5 protein-coding genes are annotated in these 6,036 nt (G+C 40.4%); 3 read left to right on the plus strand and 2 right to left on the minus strand.

Features of this window, described 5'->3' with window-relative positions; genetic code table 11:
• On the minus strand, positions 1-2,433 hold a 2,433-nt coding region (locus AC4E96_RS13470; protein WP_490256187.1), incomplete at its 3' end, for a DUF748 domain-containing protein.
• A gap of 179 nt (positions 2,434-2,612) precedes the next feature.
• On the opposite strand from AC4E96_RS13470, the gene AC4E96_RS13475 reads away from it, so the two are divergent.
• The gene (locus AC4E96_RS13475; protein WP_490256188.1) at positions 2,613-3,509 is read left to right on the plus strand and encodes a DMT family transporter; all 897 of its coding nucleotides are present in this window, start codon (positions 2,613-2,615) and stop codon (positions 3,507-3,509) included.
• Positions 3,510-3,669: 160 nt separating this feature from the next.
• Positions 3,670-4,506: an isopenicillin N synthase family dioxygenase gene (locus AC4E96_RS13480; RefSeq protein WP_488032576.1), complete on the plus strand. Its 837-nt coding sequence runs from the start codon at positions 3,670-3,672 to the stop codon at positions 4,504-4,506.
• 118 nt (positions 4,507-4,624) lie between these two features.
• Here the strand turns inward: AC4E96_RS13480 and AC4E96_RS13485 are convergent, their stop codons facing one another.
• Positions 4,625-5,572, minus strand: a complete 948-nt coding sequence (locus AC4E96_RS13485; protein ID WP_490256189.1) for a tRNA-dihydrouridine synthase — start codon at positions 5,570-5,572, stop codon at positions 4,625-4,627.
• Positions 5,573-5,740: 168 nt separating this feature from the next.
• On the opposite strand from AC4E96_RS13485, the gene AC4E96_RS13490 reads away from it, so the two are divergent.
• Positions 5,741-6,036, plus strand: a 296-nt coding sequence (locus AC4E96_RS13490; RefSeq protein ID WP_490256190.1) for a VOC family protein, incomplete at its 3' end; no start/stop codon positions are given.

The raw sequence follows: 6,036 nt of genomic DNA on the forward strand, positions 1-6,036 counted from the left end.
GTTTGCCTGGACGGGTGCATCAACAGGTGAAACATCTACTAAATCAGACGGATTGCTGATAGCACAAATTTTGATGGTAACTGAGTCGTGTTTATTCAGAACTTGAGCCAACTGACTTAGGGTATCTTTTTGTGAATCGGACAGTTCAGTCTGTTTTGGTGTAAATACCAAATCGTTGAATCTCAGTTTTAAAATATGTTTGCTGGCACTCAAGGCAAAATTAACCACATTTGCATACGGGACGAAGGTATTGATTAGGTAATCTTTGGCTGCGGACATGGTTGCTCTTTTGACAATCAACGATAAAAAGCCACTAAAACCAACCGACGGGTTATTTAAGTCACCCGAAAACGGCACGGAAAGATCAACGTTTCCATCACCGTCTTTCAGCATGCCTAACGCGTAGTTAAAGGAAATAGCACCACCACTGACACTAGATTCTTCACCTTCATTAGAAATCGCCGTTAAGTCCATGGTTCTCAACAGTAAGTCTGCATTACCATCAATTTTTTCTCCTTCGACTTGTGCCGTTATTTTGCTGTCCATTTGCCCACTATTGATGTGATAGCCTAATGCTCCGCTAATGTAGGGTGAAATGGATGCCATATCTATTTCGGCAAGATCTATTTGAATGTCATGTGTTGGTGTAACAGCAAAGGGTTGGCTTTGCGCATTTACGTCAATTTTGGCGTATTTATTATTGGTTGCGTTAATCGTTAAAGTGGCTTTTTGCTCAGGGCTTTGAGTGTCGATGTTTTGAAGAGAGAGGTAACTCACTTCTAATAAAGAGCGGTAGACTGGTGAAACACTCATATCGACAGTGTTAAGTGTTATCGGTGCGATGTTGACTACTTCTTTTAGTTGAAAAGGGATAGTACTCGTGTTTGAAGTAGTTTGCTCTGAAGTACCACTAGCTGGTGAACCTTTTTCGGTAGCTTTCTTGGAGGTTGACTCACCATCACTTGGTGTCTCTGAGCTGACATCGTTAGGTACTTGCTCCTCTTCACTTTGCTGGGCTTCTTCTTCAACTTGTTTGTCAGTATTTGATTCGGCATCTGCCTGATCAACAAACTCACCCAAAGCGTCCTCTTTTACCTCGTTTGCAATACTTTGATTAGGTAAATACAAGTTCGCCAACTCTTTTGCTTCGTTGATCAAAATGTTGTTGTTGAGCTTTCCAACCTGAACCAGTCCTAGTGCAACACGTTCCGAACTGACATTGATGTCTGTTACAACCAGTTTTTCAAGTACTGAAAGGGTAGGTTTGTTGTTCTCCAAAAACTTCATCAAGCTTAAGTCTTGTAATTCGAAGGTACTAGTCTTAAAGCTATATGCGGGTAGGGCGACGTTTTTTGCGTTGTTAAATGATATAGAAGCGGGTTCTATGCTTGCGTTACCCAATGAGAATATCTCAACACTTTTATCAAAATTATTAACAACAAGATCTTCGATTGCCCATTCAAGGTTAGCGTCTAGGTCAATCGCTGTTGTGCCCTGCGTGGCGCTGTCACCTGCATTAGCGCCATCCGAGGGTTTATTCTGGCTAATAACAGTACTAAAGTCGCTTAGCGACATTGTAAAATTAGCCAAGCTCGCATTAATGTCTTGTGCTTTATAGTCAGTTTTTAACTCATTGACTGTTAGCTCTATCGGCTGCTCATTACTGATAGAAATGTCTTGCTCGGAAAATGAAATTACAGGCTTCATTTCTAGCGTTAAATTAGTGCCTAAATTGAAAAACTGATCATCCTCAAGTTCTAATGTATTTTGACTTTTAAAACGAGTTGATAACTCAAACTGTAAGTCGCTAATTTGGTTGTTTTCATCTAACAGTAATGTGAACTCACTTAAGGATAACTGATCCAAAGAAAGCTGGTGGGTTTGAGTTGGTAGTTCCGCACTTACGTTGATGTTTTCAAACTGTAAATTTTCAATAACAATTTCTTTAAACAAGGCGGTCTTGTCAGGACCTTGGTTTTTTCGGCTTGAGCTTTCACCGGCCAGGTCATTTGCGTTATCTGATTTGGTCAATAGGTTGTTAGTGGACCAACCGTTAATAAGCCATTCGGGAGAGACATTGACAGCCTTTTTATCGCCTACAACAACTTGTTTGATAGAGGTTTCAAGACCAAATAATTCAAAAGAATTGATTTGTAATCTTTTTCGGAATAATGGAAGGACATCTATTTCTAAGACCAACTTATCAAGCTTGAGCAATTCATTGTTTTTCTCATGCAAAAGCGTTAAATCTTTGATAGTTAATTCGTTAACGAACGGGTCGTAGGAAATGTCCGTGCTGTCACTTAGAGTGAGTTTTTGAGGTTCAAAGGTTGTTTGAACAGCGTAACGTGCAATAGGGCCGGTTAATGTATATAGACTGATCACGGTGATGATCACTAATCCTACCAATAAATACACAATCGCTTTTCTCATTCTTCCTCCCATTTCAAATGAACATTAAATTTAGCATTTAATCAGTACTTTGGGCATGACAAATTGGTGAATAATCGAAAATCCGTCAAATTAAGTTTTCTCCAAGATACGGTTAAAGTATATACTCTAGATATACAAATAATATTCACTAGCACGTTCATTTTGCAGGAAGACGTTTAATGCCGGTCTCTGTCGCTTTTTTCATTGTTGTTTTAGTTTGGTCCACCACGCCGCTTGGGATTGTGTGGAGTAGCGAGTCTATTCCACCAACGATGTCCTTATTGATGCGTATGACTATTGCGTCTGTTTTTGGCTTGTTTTTGATGAAAATAATGGGAATTAAGTTAGACACGAGAACTCGTGCTATAAAAGTCTACTTATATTCTAGTTTGAGTCTGTCTGTCGGCATGTTGTTTTGTTATTTTGCCGCTCAATATATCTCTTCTGGTTTGATGGCGTTGTCTTTTGGCTTGGCGCCTATTTTATCTGGGCTAATGGCCCAGCGAATGCTAGCAGAAAACAAATTCACCAAAACAAAAAAGGTGTCCTTACTCGTCGCTTTATCTGGCTTAGCGTTGGTATGCAGTGAAAACCTAATCATTAATGATGGCGCTGTTTACGGGTTCACCTTTATTTTCATAGGGGTCATTTTATTTAGCCTCAGTAGTGTCCTGGTAAAAAGTGTACAAATCGACTTACACCCACTCTCTACAACGGTTGGTAGTCTGTTGATTTCATTGCCAGTTTATTTAGTTGCTTGGTTTGTTTTAGATGGAGAGCTCCATTATACAGACTGGCAACCAAGAGCTATTTGGGCCGTTGTCTATATGGGCGTGTTTGCTTCTTTGTTAGGCTTTTTGGCGTATTTCTTCATCTTACAAAAACTAGAGGCAAGTACTGTCGCATTGGTGACAATGTTAACCCCTGTGGTTTCTATGTCACTTGGTATTCTATTAAATGATGAGCGCTTTTCTTACACATTACTGATTGGCGGGTTGTTGATCATGACTGGACTAGGGCTCTTTCAATTCGGCAACCGATTTTTGGTGAAGCTGAGACCAAAATTAACTAATTAATTTAATAAATTAGCACTGGATAAGAATAATATTTTAAGAAATTGACTGGGTTAAAACTTGGTCACTTTTGATCTGTGTCGTGTTTTTACGCTTTTTTTTTGGAATCAAAGCAAATCTCGCTTATAATTCGCGCCACTAAATATTGATGTTGGAATTAAAGATGTTATCAGTTGTAGATTTTAACGCTGAAAATGCAGCGCAAGAGTTCGTAAAGTCTCTTCACGAAACGGGTTTTGGTGTACTAAAAAATCACCCATTACAAAAAGACATGCTTCAGTCTATTTATGACAAGTGGGCGGGTTTCTTTGCAGACGAAAAGAAGTTCGATTTTGAGTATAACGTCGAGACACAAGACGGCTTTTTCCCTGATACAGTGAGTGAAACTGCCAAAGGCGCTGATAAAAAAGACATCAAAGAGTACTACCACTACTACCCTTGGGGTCAATGCCCTGAAGAATTACGCGAAGAAATCCACGCGTATTACGAGCAAGCAAATGAACTAGCTTCAACTTTACTTGATTGGGTAGAAAAATACTCTCCAGCAGAAGTAGCGGTAAATTACAAAGAAGCGCTATCTTCAATGATCAAAAACAGCGAACAAACTCTTCTTCGTATTTTACATTACCCACCTATTACTGGTGACGAAGAGCTAGGTGCGATTCGTGCAGCGGCACACGGTGACATTAACTTGTTGACTGTATTACCTGCGGCAAATGCAAGCGGTCTTCAAGTTCTTAAGAAAGATGGCGAATGGTTTGATGTACCGGGTGACTTTGGTTGTTTGATCGTGAACATTGGTGACATGTTACAAGAAGCGTCAGGTGGTTACTTCCCATCTACGATTCACCGTGTTATCAATCCAGAAGGTGCAGACCGTTCTAAGTCTCGTATCTCTTTACCTCTATTCTTACACCCGCGTCCTGACGTTGTATTATCTGAGCGTTATACTGCAGGAGAATACTTAGACGAGCGTCTACGTGAACTAGGTGTAAAATAACATTAGGTTAGAATGTGTTTTGATTATTTAGTTAAAGCATGACTGACAAAAAAACGGTTATCCATCTGTTAAAGGTGATAACCGTTTTTTAATGCCTCAAATCACACACAATTCTGTTTTAGCCTTTGGGCTCTTCAAGCTCACGTGAAATAGCATCGTACATTTCTTGGGTCTTTTTGATGGTCCGAATGCTTCTGAAAAATTCAGCCGCCTCAGGGTAGGCCATTTTTAAATAAACCATCCATTGTTTGACACGGTTTGAATAGTACAAGCCTTTATCACCTTCGATCTCATATTTAGAATAATTGAGCAGTAATGCTAATACCTCAGGCCAAGACAGTTTATTATCGAGACCTTTTATCCATGCCGCTAAATTAGGCACGGCTAACGCTCCTCGTCCTAACATGATATTTTCACATTGAGACTGGATTTGGCATTGTTTAGCTTGTTCAGGATTCCAGATCTCACCATTTGCAATGAGTGGCGTCGACGTGTGTTTTTTAATATGAGCGATATGTTCCCAATAAGCGGGAGGTTTGTAACCTTCCACTTTGGTTCTTGCATGAATAGCAATTTCGTTAACGCCACCTTCAGACAATGCTTGCGCATTCTCAACAGCAAGACTTTTGTCTTCGAAGCCCAAACGCATTTTGGCGGTTACAGGCAATTCAGTTGGTACGGCTTCTCTCACTGCTTTGGCTATTGCAAATAACGTCTCGGGTTCTTTAAGTAAAACAGCGCCACCTTTACTTTTATTTACGGCCTTTGCTGGGCAACCAAAATTGAGATCAATGCCTTGGCTTCCGAGGCTTGTCGCAACAACGGCATTTTCTGCAAGCCAATGAGGGTCTTGCCCAAGCAGTTGAATACGTACAGGCGTGCCATTTGGAGTAACACTGCCCTGATGAAGCTCAGGACAGTATCGGTAAAAAACACGTTCAGGTAGCTTTTGATCGACGATGCGAATGAATTCCGTCATACATAGGTCTATGCCGCCTAGCTCAGTCAACATATGTCGCATTAGATGGTCGATGACACCTTCCATCGGCGCTAAGGTGATTCTCATTAAACTAACTATACTCTCGGTTGTAGGAGGAGAATGGCAAACGTGTGCCTACTAAAAACGCGTGATTATACGGGGTGTGTATCAAAATCACTAGTTTCGATGGTGCGCTTTGTCGTTTAAACTATACGTCTCAAACAAAACACTTAGCTTATTTATCGAGGATTCTTTATGGAATATTTACACACTATGGTGCGTGTCAAAGACTTAGACGAGTCAATGTCCTTTTATTGTGATTTGTTGGGGCTAGAAGAAGTCCACCGTATGGAAAGTGAAAAAGGCCGTTTTACTTTAGTTTATTTGGCGGCGCCAGGTCAGTTAGAGACCGCAAAAGAAACAAAGTCTCCAACAATAGAACTCACTTACAACTGGGACCCGGAAGAATATTCAGGCGGCAGAAACTTTGGACATTTAGCCTTTGCTGTCGAAAACATTTATGAGCTTTGTGAAAAGTTGCAAAATGCTGG

The organism is Psychrosphaera sp. (assembly GCF_982872775.1).